At 61.9% G+C, this 18,328-nt stretch carries 13 protein-coding genes; 1 reads left to right on the top strand and 12 read right to left on the bottom strand.

Annotated features, from left to right (window positions below):
• Positions 1 to 57: 57 nt before the first annotated feature.
• The gene (locus tag CAF80_RS17020; RefSeq protein ID WP_085667743.1) at positions 58 to 4,869 is read left to right on the top strand and encodes a DUF4329 domain-containing protein; all 4,812 of its coding nucleotides are present in this window, start codon (positions 58 to 60) and stop codon (positions 4,867 to 4,869) included.
• 49 nt (positions 4,870 to 4,918) lie between these two features.
• On the opposite strand, the gene CAF80_RS17015 is transcribed toward CAF80_RS17020, so the two are convergent.
• From CAF80_RS17015 to CAF80_RS16960, 12 genes are all read right to left on the bottom strand, one after another.
• Positions 4,919 to 5,929 (bottom strand): iron ABC transporter permease, encoded by a 1,011-nt coding sequence (locus tag CAF80_RS17015; protein ID WP_074689669.1) that lies wholly within the window; start codon positions 5,927 to 5,929, stop codon positions 4,919 to 4,921.
• Complete coding sequence (locus tag CAF80_RS17010; RefSeq protein ID WP_085667744.1) at positions 5,926 to 6,873, bottom strand: ABC transporter substrate-binding protein; 948 nt, start codon at positions 6,871 to 6,873, stop codon at positions 5,926 to 5,928. Before CAF80_RS17010 ends, CAF80_RS17015 begins: the two co-directional genes overlap by 4 nt.
• The gene (locus CAF80_RS17005; protein ID WP_039766768.1) at positions 6,870 to 7,658 is read right to left on the bottom strand and encodes an ABC transporter ATP-binding protein; all 789 of its coding nucleotides are present in this window, start codon (positions 7,656 to 7,658) and stop codon (positions 6,870 to 6,872) included. Before CAF80_RS17005 ends, CAF80_RS17010 begins: the two co-directional genes overlap by 4 nt.
• A gap of 12 nt (positions 7,659 to 7,670) precedes the next feature.
• Entirely contained in the window at positions 7,671 to 9,797 is a 2,127-nt protein-coding gene (locus CAF80_RS17000; RefSeq protein ID WP_085667745.1) for a TonB-dependent siderophore receptor, read from the bottom strand.
• Between the two features lie 162 nt (positions 9,798 to 9,959).
• Positions 9,960 to 11,339, bottom strand: coding sequence for a PepSY domain-containing protein (locus CAF80_RS16995; protein WP_085667746.1), 1,380 nt, complete (start codon positions 11,337 to 11,339; stop codon positions 9,960 to 9,962).
• Between the two features lie 79 nt (positions 11,340 to 11,418).
• A complete protein-coding gene (locus CAF80_RS16990; RefSeq protein WP_074689674.1) occupies positions 11,419 to 13,539 on the bottom strand; it encodes a TonB-dependent copper receptor in 2,121 nt (706 codons plus the stop codon).
• Positions 13,540 to 13,623: 84 nt separating this feature from the next.
• A complete protein-coding gene (locus CAF80_RS16985; protein WP_085667747.1) occupies positions 13,624 to 14,070 on the bottom strand; it encodes a DUF2946 domain-containing protein in 447 nt (148 codons plus the stop codon).
• Between the two features lie 21 nt (positions 14,071 to 14,091).
• On the bottom strand, positions 14,092 to 14,571 hold the full coding sequence (locus tag CAF80_RS16980; RefSeq protein ID WP_085667748.1) for a copper chaperone PCu(A)C: 480 nt from the start codon (positions 14,569 to 14,571) through the stop codon (positions 14,092 to 14,094).
• A 48-nt stretch (positions 14,572 to 14,619) separates the two neighbouring features.
• Entirely contained in the window at positions 14,620 to 15,021 is a 402-nt protein-coding gene (locus CAF80_RS16975; protein WP_039772017.1) for a DUF2946 domain-containing protein, read from the bottom strand.
• Between the two features lie 187 nt (positions 15,022 to 15,208).
• A complete protein-coding gene (locus CAF80_RS16970) occupies positions 15,209 to 15,928 on the bottom strand; it encodes a cobalt-precorrin-6A reductase (RefSeq protein WP_085667749.1) in 720 nt (239 codons plus the stop codon).
• Positions 15,925 to 17,022, bottom strand: a complete 1,098-nt coding sequence (locus CAF80_RS16965) for a cobalt-precorrin-5B (C(1))-methyltransferase (RefSeq protein ID WP_085667750.1) — start codon at positions 17,020 to 17,022, stop codon at positions 15,925 to 15,927. The genes CAF80_RS16970 and CAF80_RS16965 overlap by 4 nt, the downstream gene beginning before the upstream one ends.
• Positions 17,015 to 18,226 carry a bifunctional cobalt-precorrin-7 (C(5))-methyltransferase/cobalt-precorrin-6B (C(15))-methyltransferase gene (locus tag CAF80_RS16960; protein ID WP_039772025.1) on the bottom strand — a complete coding sequence of 404 codons (1,212 nt, stop codon included), beginning with the start codon at positions 18,224 to 18,226 and terminating at the stop codon, positions 17,015 to 17,017. Before CAF80_RS16960 ends, CAF80_RS16965 begins: the two co-directional genes overlap by 8 nt.
• Positions 18,227 to 18,328: the final 102 nt, after the last annotated feature.

The following is an 18,328-nucleotide window of genomic DNA, read 5'->3' as shown; positions in this document are numbered from 1 at the left end:
CGGCTGCGCCAACACTCATTCATTCGATATGTCGATTCTTAACCGCAGGATTTGATCATGAATGAAGTACCTGGCCGGACCGGCCGCGCAGCAAGTGCCTTTGGGAAGCCCCGCCTGCCGCGGTTGAGCCCGGCTTTTGTGACGGAAGAAGATGCCGCTTACTGGGCTCACACGCAGATTCCAGTCAAGCCGGACAGGGAATATGGCAGCGTAATCATGCTCAGGCCGGATGGCCTGTTTGTCGCTACAGAACCGGTATCTGGCAGTGTCGACCGTTTTGATTTCGGCACCATTATCGAAGTCGACGCGAGGGGAAGTTACGTACAGCCGCAAGGTTATCGATGTGTTGCAAATCTGCATAACCATGCACCCCTTTATAAGGAGGTACGCAACGCCAATCCCGGGGTGGATGAATTCCACCTGAGGCTGTTCATCAATTTTTTTTCCTATCTGGACTTTGTGGCTGATGTTGCAGCGCGAGGTTTTTTTCCCAGCGCTTACCTGTCCGGGCCCGATGGCGTTCTGCTTAAATATTCGCCCAGCGGTTCGAAAGAAGAGTGGAGTTACTCCCTTTGGCGCCAGGCCGGTTCGCCGCCCGGCAATCCGGTGGGGACATATGACATCGTCAGTACCATCAACAAGTTTGCTGCCGTAGGTGATCTGAGGGTCATTGTTTCGAATGCAGACTGGGGCTACTCCGTCGGTCGCGTGCCGTCTGACTGGAAAGCCGGGAAGGCTTTTTCCGGAGGAGAGGTGACGGAGTTGCCGCTCATGACCCGCGTTTGCGCCAATGCAGAACGCGCTGTTCTTGCCGCGCTCAAGTTCAGGGATGCCAAGACCAGCGGGCTCGTACTTCGAAGCCATTCGGGCAAACACTATGTAGCGACTCATGCAAGGCCCGCCGGATTGGCGGCATGGGATCCGCACAGGTTGTTTCCTGCCGGGAGCGACGGTCAACCGAGGTTACCCCGCGGCTATGTGCTGGAGGGCTTTTACTATGGCTCTCGCCCGGACCCTGGAATGTTTCCTCCCACTCAACACTGGCTCTACGAGAATTTTTTCACGCCGCAGGAAATGGCCCTTGCCATTGCTTGCAACACCCGGTGGCAACAGTTGTCTGCGCCGGGCCAGTCACTGTCGCTGTACATGCTGGCATTGGATGCCTCGATGCTGAAATACACCTTCAGTGGCAGTCGGATCGAAGCAGGAATGAGTGTCGAGAGCTCTGACGGGACGATTCACGACGCAGGCCTGCAGGCCAGACTTCGTAACGGGGCGCTACTTCCCCGTGAATACGTTTCGGTAGTCATGCTGGCCGGGCGTCTGCAGGTGTTGCGCGGAAGCGCACTATGGGCGCGACTCGGTTTGGTGGATGACGACTGGAAACCATTCGCAAACTTTCCCTGGCCGGTGCTGAGCCAGGAGTTTTTAACCGCCGATGATGCCGTTCGATATGCCCACGAGCAGATTGACCCGCGGCGTGACCGGCAATATGCGGGTTATGTCCTGCAACGCGACAATCGTCGTTTTGTGGTGACCGAACCGCTTGAAGGTGACATCGCCACGCTCAGCCGAGGCGACTTGTATCCCAAGGATAACAAGGGGCGTCCGGTTCTTCCCGATAGCCATCTGCTGCATGCCCGTTACGTGTCCCATGTGGCACTTTCAGAACTCGACTCCGTCGATGTCGCCTCAGTTCCAGGAACGTCGCAGGACACTCCCGGCAACCCTATCGATAGCGATGCCCGCCCCGTTGTACCGAGCCATTTGCCCTTTGAGGGGGAGCCGATGGACCACCCGACAGATGCCCAGCCAGCAAAGTGGACACGAAACAGTTTCGCCATGAGCCTGCAAATGGTCAGTGTCGACGAAAGCAGGCAGGTTTTCATGGAGGATATCCCTCTCTATGTTTCTGCGGGGCAGGATGGTCTTGTCAGGTTCGAACCCTCTACCACGCAGGATGCCAGGGATTTTCAACAACGTCTGGGCACCACCGGGAATCCGGGTCCCCTGGCGAAAGCGCTGGAAACCAGAGCCATCCTGCCGGAAGCGTTCATTCGATTGCAGGCATCAGCCGGTCGGTTGACTGTCTTGCTCGACAGTGACCTGTGGGGGCCGAGAGGCGACATAACGCCTGCCTGGCGTTCGCCCGATGTACCCCAGGCATGGAAACGCCCCGGGACCGTCGCCTTCGGCGCAGTGTGTGCGTCCGCAGATGACGCCAGCGTGTATCGATATGCCCGTGAAGCACGTTTGTATGACACTGAGCGGGCGTGGTTCGGCTTTATCCTCAAACACGTGGATCGTGAGGAGTACGTCGCCACGGAGTTGTTTCCCGTCGATGAGCACAAAGACAACGTCTTCCAGCTGGCAAGCATGTTCGCCTGGCGAAGTGGAGCGCCGTGGTTCCAGTTCCCGGAGGGCTTCGGTCGCCACGCATTGTTTTATTCGCGTCAGCGGGTGAAACATCCGTCGAGCCGCTCTCTTTCCTGGCTGGCGCAGTACTTCATCCCGCCGCAAGACCTTTCCCTTGCGACTTACGATCCCAATCGCCGTCCAGTGGTGGATCCGATCCAGGGGGCTTTGTATATGTCGACGCAGGACGGCGCCTTGCTGAGGTATGAGCGCAGCGACGCCAGTCGACTGTTCAAAAGTAGTGATCCCGAACTCAGTCTGGCTGCAATCAACCAGAAGCTGGCGCGACGCAGGATGCTCCCCGAAGAGTTTGTCCGGCTCGTTGCCAACAGCGGCGAACTCTATGTCCTGCGCACGAGTGCGTGTTGGGACAGGGCAGGGAGGGTCAATACAACCTGGAAACCCAGGATGAATCTTGAGCGCCGCTGGCTCAGTCCGGTATTTCAAAGCCCTGACGATGCGGTGGTCTATATGCGATCCCTCATAACCGGTTCGGCGATCAAGCCCTTTGGTGGCCTGATTCTGAAAAGGTCCGATGGCCTGTATATGGCTACTGCGCCGCTTGAGGTCTCGCGGGAGGACTTCGATATCGCGGAGATTTACCCGGACCAAAGCGAGAAGACCGGATTGTTTCCCTCTGGCTGCCGGGTCATGGCGCGCTACCGATCACGTGTTGCCAGGGGCATGCCGGTTTTGTTGTCGTCGGTCGAAAAACAGGTTTACTTGAACATGTTGTCGGTCGACACGCTGTATACGGCGTTCACCAGAGCCTCGCCGACCGCACTCGATGAGTACCTGTTGAGCCCTGACGGTTCGGTGATCTGCTACCGGTCCGGGCTCCTCGACCGCATTCGCGCCGGTGTGGCCAATGTGCTGACAGACTACAAGGGATTGCCTGCCGATCTGGATGGAAAAAAAATCAGACAGTTCATCCACACGGGTGAATTGAAGCCCGGTGTCTGGATCGATTCCCTGGCCAAGGCAGGCAATTTGCGGGTCATTGTCGGCGGTGACCTGTGGGGGCTTCCTCGTCTGGTGATGCGTTGGGTTCCGTTTTCCACCGATCTGCTCCCCCCGTCGGACTATCACAAGGCCGCGAGTGACCCGGTGTGCAGTCCTTTGTTTATCCAGGCGGACGACGCTGCCCGATACACCCATGAATCAGAGGCAAGCAGACGTGACCAGACCTTTGGATTCATTCTGCGCTCAGGGGATGGCTCGTTCATTGCCACTCTGCCAATCGAGGTACAACGCTCGTCGCTGGCACTGGATCGGGTATTTGTACAAGGACGGTTGCTCGCAGGATTTTCTCTGGAGGCCGTTTATATTCGTGCAGCCTATCCACCCATAGGCGCGCGGGATGATGACATCAGGCATTTCTTTATTTCACCGAACGATATGTACCACGCACGCGTGCAGGCCTTTACCTACCAGGGTTACAAAAGCATTTACATATCCTGTACCGACGGCGCGCTATTGAAACTGACGCTTGATGCTTTTGAGCCTGGGGTGTTTTACGACAGACACGGACAGATCGAACTACGGCCCAACATGTTTGCATCGGCGGATCAGGCTGCGCAGGATGAGCGTGACATCGCCAAGGGGACTTTCATTTTTTCCGATTACGTTCGACGCATGTCCCGAGCCGGTAAGCTGGAAGTCATTGAAACCAGTGCGCACTGGTCGCGTCATGGTTCGGTGGGCGATGACTGGCGGCCACGGATGGTCGATGTGTCTGTCGATGAGAGATGGCGAGCCAACCCTGCGCCGGCACTGGGGCCTGTTTTTCAGCATGCCGACGATGCTGCCCTCCATGCGTGCGAACGTATGGACGACGAACCTGACACCGAAAACGGATACGAAGGCGCAATCCTTGCGAAGGCCGGGGCCGATCGGCATGTCCCGCTGGAGCCTGTTGCTTATTCCGCCTATGAACAAAGTCCGCTGGTGCGAATATTTCGTACCGCCAGGGACGCCGACACCAGTTGGACTCATCCGGTACCGAGTTTTCCTGATGGCTACAAGCTTGTGGCGGCTCATCAGTTTCATTTGTCGGCCAACACGACGCTTGTGCCTGACCCTGATGCGGTACACGCGAATTTCGCCTCGCCGGATCAGGTTCATGCGCATACCCATGAACTGAAAAACAAGGGTTTTGCGATACGGGATTACTACTATTCGACCCCCGACGGAGCACTGCTCAAATACACGCCGGTCTATTCGGATGCCGAGCGGCATCTGCTGTTGACGAAGCCGGTGGTGTTTGAAAAGGGTCGATGGGTCAGCAAGCTGAGTCCCGGCCAGTTCATTTCAAAGCTGGTGGAACTGGGCGAGTTCAGGGTGCTGGTGCCCGGACATTACTGGAAGCAGACGGGAGGTATGGGAACCGGTTGGAAAACCTTACGCCAACAGCCAATGAACCCGGGAGTTGTCCGGCCCAGAGACGAACTCTGATGCTCTGCACCCGTTGACGCGGTGAATGCGTCGCCGCGCGCTTGCAGAGTCAGCGGCGGCGCATCAGAGCGATGAAGAACAGTCCGCCGAGGGCCGCAGTGGCAACACCGATGGGCAGGTCTTCGGGGGCGATCAGTGTGCGGGCGGCGACGTCCACCCATACGAGGAAAACGCTGCCGAGCAACACGCACACCGGCAGCAGACGCCGATGCTCGGCACCGATCATGCGCCGGGCAATGTGCGGCACCATCAGCCCGACAAAACCGATGGAGCCACTGATCGACACCAGCACTCCGGTCATCAGCGAAGCGATCACGAACACCCGCAGACGCACAGCCCGGGCATTCAGGCCGAGGGTGACGGCGGTCTGCTCGCCGGCCATCAAGGCGTTCAGCGGGCGGGCCATGCCGATCAGCAGAAGCAAGCCGAGCAACACGCTGAGCGCCGGCACCGCCAACAACTCCCAGCGCGCCAGACCGAGGCCGCCGAGCATCCAGAACATCACCGCTGAACTGGCGCGGTGATCGCCCATGAACAACAGCAGGTTGGCGATCGCCATCATCACGAACGACACCGCGACGCCGCACAGCAGCAGGCGATCACTGTCCAGCCGACCCTGCCGGTTGGCGATGCCCAGCACCAGAAACATGCTCGACAACGCGCCGATGAACGCCGCAATCGGCAAGGTCAGCAGGCCGACGATTTCGCCGACGTGCAGCACCACGATCACCGCGCCGAGGGTGGCGCCGGAGGTGACGCCGAGCAGGTGCGGATCGGCCAGCGGATTGCGCGTCACTGCCTGCAGCACCGCGCCGATCAACGCCAGACCGGCGCCCACCAATGCACCGAGCAACATACGCGGCACGCGGATCAGCCAGACGATGTGTTCCTGGCCGGCGCTCCAGTCCGGCACGCCGAGGCCGAACAGTTTATGCAGCAGAATCCGCCACACCACGTCCACCGGCACCCGCGCCGGGCCGAAACCCAGCGACACCACGCACGACACCAGCAGCACGGCACCGAGGGCGATCAGCAGCAGCGCATAGCGACGATCGATCATTCGCCGTGGAAACCTTTGGCCAGGGTTTCCACCGCCAGCACGTTGTCGATCCCCGGCGTGGCCTGCACGTAAGGGATGACGATGAAGCGCTGGTTCTTGATCGCGTCCACCGATTGCAGCGCCTTGTTCTTCAGCAGGAATTCAATCTTCTGCTCGGCGGTGATTTCGCTGTAGTCGACGATGACGATCACCTGTGGATTACGCTCCACCACGGTTTCCCAGTTGACCCGGGTCCAGCTCGCTTCGACGTCATCGAGAACGTTGCGCCCGCCGGCGGCGTCGATCAGCGCTTGCGGCATGCCGAGGCGGCCGGAGGTCATGGCGCGGTCTTCGCCGCTGTCGTACAGGAACACCCGTGGTTTCTCGGCGGGCAGGTCTTTGCGAACGGCGGCGACCTGACTTTGCATGTCGGCGATCAGCGCGTTGGCGCGATCCTGCACGTCGAAAATCTTTCCGAGGTTGCGCAGGTCGTTGTAAGTGTCGTCCAGCGTGGCGGCCGGGCGCTTCATCACGAAGGCGCAGGACTCGGTCAGTTCATACACATTGATGCCCAGCGGTTGCAGGGTCTGCGGCGTGAGATCGCCGCCGACGCGCATGCCGTAATCCCAGCCGGCGAAGAAGAAATCGACGTTGGCGTTGAGCAACGTTTCCACCGACGGGTACTTGGCCGCCAGCTCCGGCAAACCGTCGAGCAGGCTCTGCATTTCAGGCGTCACCGACTTCCAGCCACTGACGCCGCTGTAGCCGGCCATCTTCGACTTGAGGCCGAGGGCTAGCATCATCTGGGTCATGTTGATGTCGTGGCTGACCGCGTGTTTCGGTGCCTCCTTGAAGGTCACTTCGCGGTTGCAGCTCTGGATGGTCAGCGGGTACTGGGTGGCTTCGGCGAAGGCGTGGGTGGTGCCCAGCAGCAGAGCGAGGCAAAGCAGGGAGCGCACAGTCATGGTCGGGTTATCCAGGTGATTCGCGGGTAGCCGTGGAGGGGGTGTGGATCGATCAATGCTTCGACGCCGAACACGTCGCGCAGCAATTCAACAGTGAGGACTTCTTGCGGCGTGCCGCTGGCTACGATGCGACCGTGGTTGATCACATACAAACGGTCGCAGAACGCGGCGGCGAGGTTCAGGTCATGGATGCTCGCCAGCGTGCCGATCTGCAAACGCTTGACCAGTTGCAGCAGCTCCAGCTGATAGCGCGGATCGAGGTGGTTGGTCGGCTCGTCGAGGATCAGCAGTTGCGGTTGCTGGGTCAGGGCCCGGGCGAGAATCACGCGCTGTTTTTCACCGCCGGACAGCGTGGCGAACGCGTGATCTTCGAAGCCGTCGAGGCCGACGGATTTGAGGGCCTGGGTGGCGAGCTGGCGGTCTTCCAGCGTGTCGCCGTCGAACAGGCCCTTGTGCGGCGTGCGGCCCATGGCGACCACTTCTTCGACGGTCAGGCCGAAGGCGTCGGGGAATTCCTGCAGCACCACGGCGATGCGTTGCGCACACCAGCGTGAGGATTGCTTCCAGACGTTATGGTGGTCGAGTTTGACCTCACCGGTTTCCGGCTGACTGAAGCGGTAGGCGCAGCGCAACAGGCTGGTCTTGCCGCTGCCGTTGGGCCCGATCAGCCCGACGAACTCACCGGCGGCCACTTGCAGCGAGGCGTCACGCAGCTGGAACTGGTGATGACAGTGGCCGTGGCCCAAAGGTGTCCAGGCGAGATCGGTGAGGGACAGTGAGGTCATTTCGTTCCTGTTCTAGAAGGTGTAGTCAGCCGTGACAAAGAACGAACGAGGCTCACCCAGAATCCACTGCTGGCCCTCATTGTATTGGCTTTGCGCATACGTTCGGTCAAACAGATTGTTCACCTGCAACCCCAGCGTGGTGTTGCGCAGGGCTTTCCACGACAGCGTTGCATCGACCACGGTGTAGCTCGGCAGCTCGTTGCGGTTGGCCATGTCGGCGTAGCGCGCATCGACATAACGCACGCCGGCGCCGGCCTTCAGGTCATCGGTCAGCGCCTTGCTCAGCCACAGATTGGCAGTGCGGCGTGGCACGTCCACCGGGCGATTGCCGTTGCGCGACACGGGCACGCCGTCGACCACTTCTTCAAAATCGTCGTACTTGGCTTTGACGATGGCGGCGTTGGCTTGCAGTTGCCAGGCGTGCGGCAGTTGCAGATCGAGGCTGGCTTCCAGGCCGTTCGACGATTGTTGGCCGACCTGCTGCTTGAGCGTCGGGTTACCCGGATCGTCGGTCAGCAGCTTCTTCTTCACGATGCGATACGCCGCCAGCGTGAACTCACCGCGCTGATCCCAGAACAGTTGCTTCAGACCGATCTCGGTTTGCCGCGCGGTGGATAGATCATATTGCTGCTGACTCGGGCTCAGGGAAATCAGACCGCCGATGCCATCGTTGCTGGTGGCGACCTGGCCGTAGAACGAGGTGTCCTGCGTCAGCGCGAACACCAGGCCGGCCTTCCAGTTGTTGCCGGTCAGGGTCTTGTCGCTCTGGCTGCCGTCGACCAGGTTGTTGCGATCCACGTGTACGTAGTCGCGGCGCACACCGGTTACCAACGACCAGCGTTCGCTCAGTTGCGTGCGGTTTTCGGCGAACACCGACATCTGTCTGGTGGTGCTGTCGAACTGATCGCGATACGGATCGGCGCTCTCGAAATAACCGGTTTGCGGGTGATACCGATCCAGCGGCTGGCCATTCGGCAATACGTCGTTGAACGGCGAGTTGCTGTCGAGCTGGAAGCGAATACGGTTGTAGTCGACGCCGGTCACGGTCTGGCTGTCGAGGCCAAACAGCGAATGTTTGAAGGTGAAGGTCTGGCGGTCGCCGACCTGTTCCTGTTTGTGGCCGATACCAAAGTAGCCACTGCGGCTGAGTTGCTGGCTGCCGGTGTCGAAGTTGTAGTTCTCTGCGTTCTGCCAGCGGCGCTGGGCCTTGAGGTAGTACAGCTCGTTGCTGGCGCTGACCGCATCGTTGATCTGCCAATCCGTGGTCAGGCGCGTCCATTGATCGTTGTAGTGCTGCTTGTCGTCGCGCACGTTGTAGTTCTTGTTGCGCAGGCTGTCTTGCAACTGGCCGTTGATCAGTGGCGTACCGAAGTAGTTTTGCGGGCGCTGATCGCCGTAATCGTGGGCGAGGGTGAAGGTCAGATCGTCGGTCGCCTGCCAGCGCAGGGCGGCGCTGATGAAGTCGCTGGATGAATCACCGCGATCGACCCAGCCGTTGCTGCGCAGGCGGTTGAGATTGAGGCGGTAGCTCAGGGTATCGGTCAGCGAGCCGCCGCTGTCGAACGCCTGTTGCTGGCGGTCGAGCGAGCCGTAGCCGACCCGCACATGGTTTTCGATTTCGCCTTCGAACGGCTTCTTCGGAATCACGTTGACCACCGCGCCCGTTGCACCTTCGCCGTACAGCACCGAGGCCGGGCCGCGCAGCACATCGACGCGCTCCACCGACCAGGTGTCGACCGGGAACGTCACCGTGCCCATGCCGGTGTACATGCGGTTGCCGTCATACAACTGCATCACCGAACTCTGCCCGGTAAATCCCCGGGCCTGCAACGAAGTGCCGCCATCGCCCGGCGTGCCGGTGCGGCTGATGCCGGTGCTGCGCGACACCGCGTCCTGCACGCTGCGGTCGCCACGGGCGCGGACCTGTTCGCCGCTCAGGCTTTCGACACTGGCCGGGGTTTCCATCGCACTGAGGTTCAGGCGCGAGCCGGCGCTGGTCGGCGTGGTCAGGCTGACGGTCTGGTCGTCATTGGCCGGGGCGGTGATGGTGCCGGTGGGCAGCGTCAGCGGGGCGTTGTCGGCGTGGGCGCTGTTGTTCAGGGCGAACAGACAGAGGCTGGACAAGAGGTACTTGTTCATCGGGGCGGTGAATCACTTCTTCAAAAGAAAAGCCCGCCGGCTCATGACAATGCATGGCCGCGGGCAGAGCAGCAAATTTGCGTTATACAGTAACACTAAAAAATGCCGGAGTTTAAGCCCCGGCAGTTTAAAGATCTGTCTAAACCGCGCATCTCGCCTGTTTCATGATGAAGTTGAGGCAGATTCAGTTTGCCGGCCCAGACGCGACAACAGCAGCCGATCCAGCAACCACACCACCACCAGCGAAGCCCCCACCAGCGGAAACACCACCGCCAGCACCAGCATGATCGCCACGCCGGTTTTCCACTTCGGCAGATCGTGGCGCAGCGGCGGCACGCCGAATTTGCCCTGGGGCCGACGCTTCCACCAGATCACCACACCGCTGACGGCGCTGAGCAGAATCATCAGGCAGATCAGCAACACGATGATCTGGTTGAAGGTGCCGAACATCTTGCCTTCGTGGAGCATCACGCCGATCTCGGTAGCCCGGGCAACAGCGCCATATTGCTCGAAGCGCACATCGGCGAGGACTTTGCCGCTGTACTGATCGATGTGCAGGGTCGCGTCGTTGCGTGGGTCGTCGGCGAACACGGCGATGGTGAACACGCCGGTGGCGGTGGTCGGCATTGTGATGCTGTAGCCCGGCTCGACCTTGCGCTCGATCGCGATGTTCTGCACGTCCTGCAGGCGGATGGTCGGCGCGGCGGGGCCGTGTTGCATGCCGCCGTGGGCCATGTGTTCGGCATGGTCGCCGGACATCGGCATCGGGGTGTTTTCCATCGCCCAGGGTACGGTCTGGCGCGCGGCGTTGTTGAGGCTGCCGGCCTCGACGTCGGAGGTCGGCACGTTGTCCCACATCGCCGCCGGGAACACGTTCCACACCTGGGCGTATTGCTTGCCCCAGAAGCCGGTCCAGGTCATGCCGCTGAGCAGCATCACCAGCAGCAATGCCGCGCCCCAGAATCCGGTAACGGCATGCAGGTCACGCCACAGCACGCGGCCGCGACTGCTCAGGCGTGGCCACAGAATCCCCGCGGCCTGACCTCGCGGCCACCACAGGAAAACCCCGGACACCACCAGCACCACGCCCCAGCCGGCGGCCATTTCGATCAGTCGGTCACCGACGGTGCCGATCATCAGTTCGCCATGGATCGCCCGGGCGATGGCTTGCAGGTTCTGCCTGGCATCCTGCTCGCCGAGGATGTCGCCGTGGTACGGATCGACGAACACGTTCAGCTCATGGCCGGCATTGACCACGACAAACTGCGCGCTGCGCTCGGCATTCACCGGCGGCAGGTACTGGGTGACCTGGCCCTGTGGATAAGCGCTTTTGACCTTTTGCAGCAAGTCGTCGGCCGGCACCGTGTGATGCCCGGCCGGGACGTTCAGCAGGCTGCTGTACATCAGCGAATCGAGCTGCGGCTTGAACAGGTAAATGATGCCGGTCAGGGCCAGCATCACCATGAATGGGGCGACGAACAATCCGGCATAAAAATGCCAACGCCAGGCCAGGTTGTAGAAATTCGGTTTGGGCTGTTTCATCACGTGTGCTCCGCTTGGCTTGGATCTTCTCGTTGTCTGTTGCCGCCCGCTCCCTGAAGGGAGAGAGCGCCCTAGAGGGTTAGAAACTCATGTCCACCTTGGTCCAGAGCGTACGCCCCGGTTCATTGATCGCTTGCGGGTCGTTGGCCGGGTAGCCGAACCCGGCGTTGCCCGCCAGGTTCAGGTGTTCGGCGTAAGCCTTGCCGAACAGGTTGTCGACGCCGGTACTGACCTTCCAGTGTTTGTTGATCCGGTAGGCACCGTTGAGCGAGAACACGCCGAAGCCTGAACTCTTGTCGTAATCCTTGCCGACCACGTTGCCCTTGTTCTGGTCGATACGGTTTTGCGCGGCGACCACCCTCCACAGTGCGCCGGCGCTCCAGTTGTCTTCGCTGTAGGTCAGGCCGAAGCGCGCATCCAGCGGCGGCATCTGCGGCAGGGCCTTGCCGTCGCTGCTGTTCTTGCCCCAGGCGTAGGCCAGGGTCGCATCGGCTTTCCAGTTGTCGGTGAGTTTGTAAGCGGCACCGAGTTCACCGCCCATGATCCGCGCGTCGATGTTCTCGGCGCGGGAAGTGCTCATGCCCATCATCGTCGGGGTGTAGTCGAACAGGATGTAGTCGCGCACCACGCCGATGTAGCCCGAGGCCCACGCTTCGAGGTCGGCGTCCTTGTAGTTCACGCCGAAGTCGAGCTGAGTGGTCTTTTCCGGCTTGATCGAATCGAACGCATTGACCGAGCCGGCCGGGCCGGACTTGGGCGAAAACAGCTCCCAGTAATCCGGGAACCGCTGCGCGTGGCCGAGGCCGGCGTAGAGCGTGGTCGGGCTGTCGGCCAGGTCGTGCTCGAAACGGATGAAACCACTCGGCAGGGTGTCGGCGCGGGTATCGCCAGCGGTCGGGTTCGGCCGGGACATCATTCCCGAGCCGGTGGTCTGGCGATAATCCCTGGCCGAGGCACGGTCGACCCGGGCGCCGGTAATCAGTCGGTCGCGATCGTCGGCGTACCAGGTCATTTCGCTGAACACGCCGTAGTTATGGAAGTCGGCGTCCTTGGTGAACGGCTGATCCTTGTAGGTATCGATGCCCATGCCGCTGCGCTGCCGGTGTTCATTGGTTTGCGCGTCGAGGCCGGTGATCAGCTGGATATCGGCCCAGCGCCAGGTCGCCTTGATCCGCGCGCCGAGGGTACGGCGGTCGACGTTGGACGCCATCGGTCCCGCCATCATCCCGGTGCCGGACGGCGTGCGCAGGGTGTAGTTGTCCATCACGTGGTCGGCGTAGTTGTAGTAGACCTGCGCTTCGAGCTTCTCCAGCACGTCGCTGATGTTGGATTTCTCAAAACGCAGACCGAGGCTTTCACGCAGGAATTGCGAGCCGTCCATGCCGCGCCCGGCATAGCGTGCTTCGCCGTCGCCCTTGCCGGCGGTGAGTTCGATCAGGGTGTCGGCATCCGGGGTCCAACCCAGCGCCACGTCGCCGTTCCACTTGTCATAGCGCGAGGCAACGCTGTCGTTGTTGCCGTCGCGGTAGTCGTCGGAATGCGCGGTGTTGCCGATCACCCGCACATAGCCGAGCGAGCCGCCGGCCGCTGCATCGACGACTTTGTCGAAGCGTCCGTGGGAGCCGGCCAGCACGCTGGCGTTCACCCGGGTGCCGAGCTCGCCGAAGCTTTCCGGTTCACGGTCGAACAGGATCGTGCCGGCCGACGCGCCCGGTCCGTAGAGCACGGTTTGCGGGCCTTTGATCACGGTGAGTTTGTCGTAGGTCTCGGGCGAGATGTACGAGGTCGGCGCGTCCATCCGGCCGGGGCAGGCGCCGAGCATCATGCTGCCGTTGGTGAGGATGTTCAGGCGCGAACCGAACATGCCGCGCAATACCGGATCACCGTTGGTGCCGCCGTTGCGCACCAGGGCGAAGCCGGGAATGGTCTTCAGGTAGTCGCCGCCGTCGCTGGCCGGCACCGGTTGGCGCGGGTCTTTCGGGTTGGTGACGATGGTCAGCGGCGAGCTCGGGGCGATGGCGGTGATCACCGTCGGGCTCAGCTCATCAGCGTGGCCGGCATGTTCGTCGGCGTGGACCAGCGGGGACAGCAGGACGCCGCAAAGGACGGCGGTAGCGTGCCTGAAACGAACGCGGGATTCGTTCAGAGCAAAGGACGCCGGGGCAGAACCCGGGCGTGGCACAGCAGAAAACCTGGACATGACAATTTCCATCAAACAGTCGTAAACGACACGGCCGGCAGCCTGAAGCTGTCTTCTCAACCGTGTGCAATCAGCGGTGGGTGTTTACGCTGCGACGGGCGGGGCGCGGGTGCGGGCGCCGGGGAAAAAGGTCTGCCGGGCATGGCCCAGACGCGGGGAGGGTGGGGTGAAGGTGTTGACCAGTGGAATGCTGAAGGTGGCGAAGCTGCCGCCGCCGGTCAGCGCCGGGCAGTTGAACAGCAGGCTGCAATAACCGCATTTTTCCCATAGCACATGGTGCGAGGATTGCGGCGGACAGTGTTCGGCGGTGGGTTGCGCGGTGTGCCCGGAGTGATCCATCCCCGCCATGTCCATCGACATGTCCATGCTCATCGGCATGGAGGTCGAGGCGTGCTGATCCATCGGCATCGACTGGGAAATCAGCGGGCCGATGAAAATCATCAACATGGCGAACAGGGCGATCCAGCTGCCGCGGGTCAGGTGTTCAGTCTGACGGCGTTGCAGGGAGGTCCTGGCGCTCAGGGGGCGCATGGGCGGAGTCTGCCGGAACGGTTACTGGGCGTGCGCGTGGGCTTGCGTGGCTTCCGGTGGCTTCTTCTGCACGGCAACTTCGACAGTCACGTCACCGGCCTTTTCGAAGTGCAGGGTCAGCGGGAAGCGCTTGCCGTCGGTCAACAGACTGCGGTCGGTCGGATTCATCAGCATCACGTGATAGGCCATCGGCGCGAAGGTCACGTTTCCACCGGCCGGGATGGCCACGTTCGGCACCTGTTGCATCTTCATCAGATCACCCTGCATCACGTGCTCGTGCAATTCGGCCGTCGGGGCGATGGGCGAGTCGACACTGAGCAGACGGTCAGCTGTCTTGCCGGCGTTGTGAATGATGAAATACGCGGCAACGGTCGGCGCGTTCGGCGGCAGTTCCTGCGACCACGGGTGGGCGATTTCCAGCTCGCTGGCCTTGTATTCGTGGGCATGGGCGAAGCACGCAGGCAGCAACAGCGCAGCGATGACGATGAGTTTGTTCAACATGGCAGTTCTCCAGAACGATTTGAAACGCAGGTCAAATGCGGGAACAAATCAGACCAGAGGAGAGGCGCGGGGATTGAGGCTCGGCCATTGCTGGCGCGGTGTCGGAGTTTGCAGCAAGGCGGGGGCCACGCTGCGATTGCTTTCGTATTGAGCGAAATACAGCTGCGGCGAATGCCCCGGCAACGCCACCACCGGCGCCGATCCGGAACAGCACCAGCAATGCTGCATGGTCGAATGATTGTCACCACTCTGCGGCGCTTTCTGATCGAGGCTGCCGATGTCGATCGCCACCATCTTCGTCCCGCTGCCGGTGCAGAAACTGCTCCACAGCAACTGCTCGGCCGGCGTTTGCGCCGCCTGCGCCATCGCTCCCGTCAACGGCATGGCGAGCATGTTGAACAGCACTGCAAAGCAGGCGATCCAGGCAAATGCGAGCCGGTGTCGGTTCATGGGACAGATCCGTAGGGTGGGCGATCAGGCGCGGCTATTTAGCCTGATCAGGGCCGATAAGTAAAAAAGCGTCGTGCGGTTTGGTGTCGCAGCGCTCTTTCAAGAGAGTGTAGCGGCTCGAATTTGCATTGCATGGGACTTGCATCAACAACTGAAGCTATCGCGAGAGGAAAAAGCTCCGTCCCGATCAAGGTTTTTCAAGAGCCGAGATGACGTCATCAACCGTCGCAAATTCCCGATCGACCCTCGCCAACACCGGCCGCTTCAACACCATCACCGGCACCCCAAGCTCCCGCGCCACGTCCAGTTTCGGCTCGGTGGCGGTGCTGCCGCTGTTCTTGCTGATCAGCACGTCGATCTGCCGCCGCTCGAACAACGCCCGTTCATCCTCCAGCAGAAACGGTCCACGGGCGCCGATGACTTCGCAGCGTTCGTTGCCGGGGTAGGCGTCGAGGGCGCGCAGGGTCCAGAACTGGTGCACAGGGATTTCGTCGAGGTGTTGCAGCGGTTCGCGGCCAAGGGTGAACAGGGGGCGGCGGAAGGGTTCGAGGGCGGTGATCAGTTCGGCCCAGTCGGCGACTTCGCGCCAGTCATCGCCCGGTTGCGGTTGCCACGCGGGGCGGCGCAGGGCCCAGCAGGGGATGCCGGTGAGTTGCGCGGCGGTGGCGGCGTTCCGGCTGATTTGCGCGGCGTACGGATGGGTCGCGTCGAGCAAAAGTGTGATGCCTTCAGCGCGAATGAACTGCGCCAGACCTTCGGCGCCACCGTAGCCGCCGACGCGCACCTGACACGTCAGATCGGTCGGCACCCGGCCGACGCCGGCCAGGCTGTAGATGTGCTCCGGTCCCAACGTGCGCCCGATGGCCAGCGCTTCAGTCACGCCGCCGAGCAACAAGATTCGCTTCATACAAAGGCTCCCGCATGGCCAACGATGCCGCCCTGACGATCAATCGCAAACACCTCGACCTGCACCTGTGCCGGCACCACGCTACGGGCGAATTCCAAAGCATGGCGGCAGACTTCATCGCCCAGCGCAACGCCCGCCGCACTGGCCATCGCCAATGCCTGCTGACTGGTGTTCGCCCCGCGAATGGCTTGCTGCAAATCGTCGTCGGCACCAATCGCCGCCGCCCATTCGGCCAGTTGCGGCAGGTCGATGCTCGAATGACGCGAGTGCAGGTCCATGTGCCCGGCCGCCAGTTTGCTGATCTTTCCGAAGCCGCCGCACAGGCTGAGTTTATCCACAGGCACTTTGCGCAGGTGCTTGAGCACGGCGCCGACGAAGTCGCCCATTTCGATCAGGGCGATTTCCGGCAGGTTGTAGACCTGGCGCATGGTGTCTTCACTGGCGTTGCCGGTGCAGGCGGCGATGTGCAGGTAGCCGTTGGTTTTCGCCACGTCGATGCCTTGATGGATCGAGGCAATGTACGCCGCACAGGAAAACGGCCGGACGATGCCGCTGGTGCCGAGGATCGACAGGCCGCCGAGAATGCCCAGACGCGGGTTCATGGTTTTCAGCGCCAGGGCTTCGCCGCCCTCGACATTGACCGTCACCTCGAAGCCGCCGCGATAGCCGGTTTCTTCGGCCAGCAAAGTCAGGTGATCGCTGATCATCTTGCGCGGCACCGGGTTGATCGCCGGTTCGCCGACGCCCAGCACCAGCCCCGGCCGAGTGACGGTGCCGACGCCTTTGCCGGCAATGAAGCGGATTCCCGGCTCGGCCATCAGCCGCACTCGCGAATAAAGCAGGGCGCCGTGAGTCACGTCCGGATCATCGCCCGCATCCTTGATGGTTCCGGCTTCGGCGCCGTCTTCGGTCAGCCGGCAGAACTCCAGACGCATCTGCACCTGCTTGCCCTTGGGCAACACGATCTGCACGGCATCCGCCACCACGCCGCCGAGCAGCAGACGGGCAGCGGCGAGGCTGGTGGCCGTGGCACAGCTGCCGGTAGTCAGGCCGCTGCGCAGGGGCGCGGGTTGTTCGGCGGTTTCGTCACGCATCGAGGGGTTTGACCAGATCGAGCAGGGTAATCGGCAGGGCCTGGCGCCAGGTGTCGAACTCGCCCAGCGGCTGGGCTTGAGCGATGTGGATGCGGGTCAGCTCGCCGCCGTGGCGTTCGCGCCAGCTCATCAAGGTCATTTCACTTTGCAGGGTCACGGCGTTGGCCACCAGTCGGCCGCCGGGTTTGAGGTGTTCCCAGCAGGTGTCGAGCACCCCTTCGCGGGTCACGCCGCCGCCGATGAAAATCGCATCCGGTCGTTCCAGCCCGGCGAGCGCCTGCGGGGCGCTGCCGCGAATCAGTTGCAGGCCAGGAACGCCCAACGCATCGCGGTTGTGTTCGATCAATTGCTGGCGACCGTCGTCAGCCTCGATGGCCAGTGCGCGGCAGCTCGGGTGAGCGCGCATCCACTCGATGCCGATCGAACCGCTGCCGGCGCCGACGTCCCACAGCAGTTCGCCCGGGGTCGGGGCGAGACGGGCGAGGGTGATGGCGCGCACGTCGCGCTTGGTCAGTTGGCCGTCGTGCTCGAAGGCCGAGTCCGGCAGGCCGGCGAGACGCGACAGGCGTGGTGTCTGCGGATCGGCCAGGCACTCGATGGCGATCACGTTGAGGTCGGCAATGAGCGGATCGTTCCAGTCGTTGGCGGTGCTGTCGATCCGGCGTTCGGCGCTGCCGCCCAGATGCTCCAGGACGCTCAGGCGACTGGCGCCGAATCCGCGTTCACGCAGCAACGTGGCAACCGCCGCCGGGCTCTGGCCGTCATTGCTCAGCAGCAACAGGCGCACGCCGCTGAACAGTTGCGCATTGAGGGCGGCAAGAGGGCGGGCCACCAGCGATAACACGCTGACGTCCTGCAACGGCCAGCCCAGTCGGGCGGCCGCCAGCGAGCATGAGGATGGCGATGGCAAAATCAGCATTTCGGCCCCCGGCACCTGCCGCGCCAGACTTGCGCCAACGCCGTAGAACATCGGATCACCGCTGGCCAGCACGCACACGGCTTCACCGCGACGCTCGAGAATCGGGGCCAGGGAGAACGGGCTCGGCCACAACTGGCGCTCGCCACGGATGCACACCGGCAACAGCTCCAGTTGACGCTGACCGCCGATGATCCGCGAAGCGCCCATCAAGGCGCGCCGGGCATTCTTGCCCAGGCCCTTGAAGCCGTCTTCACCGATTCCTACTACTGTCAGCCAGGGTGACATCTGTAGCCCTCAAAAAAGTGTCCGCAAACGCGCCGTTCCGACGGGCAGACTTTTCATGCCGTCGGACAAAGCAGGCATAATACCGCGCCTTCGCCCGCGAAG

The sequence above is a fragment of the Pseudomonas sp. B34(2017) genome (assembly GCF_002112915.1).
GTDB classification, from domain to species: domain Bacteria; phylum Pseudomonadota; class Gammaproteobacteria; order Pseudomonadales; family Pseudomonadaceae; genus Aquipseudomonas; species Aquipseudomonas pharyngis.
This window is presented reverse-complemented; position numbering and strand designations above follow the sequence as displayed.

Coding starts and splice junctions, on each gene's coding strand:
- CAF80_RS17020 (WP_085667743.1), top strand. CDS start 58: ATGAATGAAGTACCTGGCCGGACCGGCCGCGCAGCAAGTGCCTTTGGG.
- CAF80_RS16980 (WP_085667748.1), bottom strand. CDS start 14,571: ATGTTGAACAAACTCATCGTCATCGCTGCGCTGTTGCTGCCTGCGTGC.
- CAF80_RS16970 (WP_085667749.1), bottom strand. CDS start 15,928: ATGAAGCGAATCTTGTTGCTCGGCGGCGTGACTGAAGCGCTGGCCATC.
- CAF80_RS16960 (WP_039772025.1), bottom strand. CDS start 18,226: ATGTCACCCTGGCTGACAGTAGTAGGAATCGGTGAAGACGGCTTCAAG.
- CAF80_RS17000 (WP_085667745.1), bottom strand. CDS start 9,797: ATGAACAAGTACCTCTTGTCCAGCCTCTGTCTGTTCGCCCTGAACAAC.
- CAF80_RS16995 (WP_085667746.1), bottom strand. CDS start 11,339: ATGAAACAGCCCAAACCGAATTTCTACAACCTGGCCTGGCGTTGGCAT.
- CAF80_RS17005 (WP_039766768.1), bottom strand. CDS start 7,658: ATGACCTCACTGTCCCTCACCGATCTCGCCTGGACACCTTTGGGCCAC.
- CAF80_RS17010 (WP_085667744.1), bottom strand. CDS start 6,873: ATGACTGTGCGCTCCCTGCTTTGCCTCGCTCTGCTGCTGGGCACCACC.
- CAF80_RS16990 (WP_074689674.1), bottom strand. CDS start 13,539: ATGTCCAGGTTTTCTGCTGTGCCACGCCCGGGTTCTGCCCCGGCGTCC.
- CAF80_RS16965 (WP_085667750.1), bottom strand. CDS start 17,022: ATGCGTGACGAAACCGCCGAACAACCCGCGCCCCTGCGCAGCGGCCTG.
- CAF80_RS16985 (WP_085667747.1), bottom strand. CDS start 14,070: ATGCGCCCCCTGAGCGCCAGGACCTCCCTGCAACGCCGTCAGACTGAA.
- CAF80_RS16975 (WP_039772017.1), bottom strand. CDS start 15,021: ATGAACCGACACCGGCTCGCATTTGCCTGGATCGCCTGCTTTGCAGTG.
- CAF80_RS17015 (WP_074689669.1), bottom strand. CDS start 5,929: ATGATCGATCGTCGCTATGCGCTGCTGCTGATCGCCCTCGGTGCCGTG.